Source organism: Corynebacterium sp. CNJ-954, from assembly GCF_001942345.1.
GTDB lineage: Bacteria > Actinomycetota > Actinomycetes > Mycobacteriales > Mycobacteriaceae > Corynebacterium.
This window is the reverse complement of record NZ_MKKI01000036.1, coordinates 1-1672: the sequence shown is the minus strand read 5'-3', so window position 1 is coordinate 1672 and position 1672 is coordinate 1. Positions and strand designations below refer to the sequence as shown.

At 64.2% G+C, this 1672-nt stretch carries 2 protein-coding genes; both read right to left on the bottom strand.

Annotated features, from left to right (window positions below; translation table 11 throughout):
* Positions 1 to 380, bottom strand: a 380-nt coding sequence (locus BJF89_RS11380) for a hypothetical protein (RefSeq protein WP_075815013.1), incomplete at its 3' end; no start/stop codon positions are given.
* 3 nt (positions 381 to 383) lie between these two features.
* Entirely contained in the window at positions 384 to 1646 is a 1263-nt protein-coding gene (locus tag BJF89_RS11375; RefSeq protein ID WP_075815011.1) for an alkane 1-monooxygenase, read from the bottom strand.
* Between the last annotated feature and the right edge of the window lie 26 nt (positions 1647 to 1672).

The following is a 1672-nucleotide window of genomic DNA, read 5'->3' as shown; positions in this document are numbered from 1 at the left end:
GTGGGGGCGGGGCCGGCGGCTCCGCCTGCTCCGGCGGCGTAGTCGATGGGCTTGCGGTTCTTCGGGCGCGGGATGACGTGGGTCGAGGGGACCCCGGGGCCGCGGTAGATGCCCACGATGCCCGGGAGCAGGAAGAACAGCGAGATCAGGATCAACCAGGGAGCGACTGCCTCGATGTAGGGGGTGCCGAAGGCTCCGAAGATGCCCAGCGCCAGTGCGGCGGCACCGACCAGCCCGGATGCGACACAGAGTAGGTAGTGCTTCTTCGGGTTGGTCATCTTCTGCGGGGGCGCCTGGTTCTCGGGGATGTCGGCGCCACCGGTGGAGCGCAGCGAATCGAGGTCGGGTGACTGCTGGTTCGGGTTGGCTGTGGCGGTCATGTCTCAGGACTCCTTTGCCGCAACGCCGGCGGGAGCCTTCTTGGCCCACTTGGCACGCAGCTTGGCGGCCTTACGCGGGTAGAGGTTCGCACGCTCGGTGTCGTAGTTGTAGTACTGCATCAGGCGCTTGTCCATGATCGCGAACCACAGGGGTGGGAAGGAAGCGACGGCGATCATCGTCGCGTAGCCCTGCGGAAGCTCCGGAGCAAAGACGTCCGAACGGAGGGACTGGTAACGCCGGGTCGGGTTGGCGTGGTGGTCGGAGTGACGCTGCAGCTGGTACAGGAAGATGTTGGTGGTCAGGTTGTCCGAGTTCCAGGAGTGCTCCGGGGAGCAGCGCTCGTAGCGGCCGTCCTCGAGCTTCTGGCGCAGCAGACCGTAGTGCTCCAGGTAGTTGACGAACTCCAGCAGGGCGATGCCGATGACTGCCTGGATCAGCAGGTAGGGCAGGATGCCGATACCGAAGCCGATCAGCAGGCCGCCCCACAGCAGGACGGTGATCAACCAGGCGTTGAGGACGTCGTTGTCCAAGTTGAACTGGCTCTTGCCGCCGCGGGCGAGACGCTTCTTCTCGATGTCCCAGGCGCGGGGGATCTGACGGGGGATGGAACGGACCAGGTAGGCGTAGACGTTCTCGCCCATACGGGAGCTGACCGGGTCCTCCGGGGTGGCGACCTTCACGTGGTGGCCCTTGTTGTGCTCGACGTAGAAGTGACCGTAGGCGGGGACTGCCAGGACGATCTTGCCGAGCCAGCGCTCGAAGCTGCCCTTCTTGTGGCCGAGTTCGTGGGCGGCGACGATGCCGATACCGGAGGTCATGCCCATGGTCCAGGCCAGGCCGACCTTCTCGTACCACTCGAGCCCACCGTAGGTCCACTGCCAGCAGCACAGCACCAGGCTGGCCAGCATGATCGGGAAGTAGAGGTAGGAGATGATCCGGTAGTACTTGGTCTCCTCGAGCCAGGGGACGAACTCCTCCGGCGCGTTCTCACCATCGCGGCCGAGGACCCAGTCTCCGATCGGCACGATGATGAACACGGCAATCGGCCCCAGGAACCAGGAGGCGGAGATGAGAGCTTCAGGCGCGTTGATGGCCTTCATCCACTCGACGATCCCCCAGATGATCAGGGGGATGGCGGCGGGAACCATGCTGAGGATCCAGGCGTACTTCTTCTTGTCCACCCACTGTTGTTCTTCAGCGGTGAACCCGTTGTCTGCGGCGACACCACCCTTGGCAGGTGACGTCTTCTTGTCTGTTGTCGTCATGGCTAGGCGACCTCCATCTGACTGGC

Coding starts and splice junctions, on each gene's coding strand:
- BJF89_RS11375 (WP_075815011.1), bottom strand. CDS start 1,646: ATGACGACAACAGACAAGAAGACGTCACCTGCCAAGGGTGGTGTCGCC.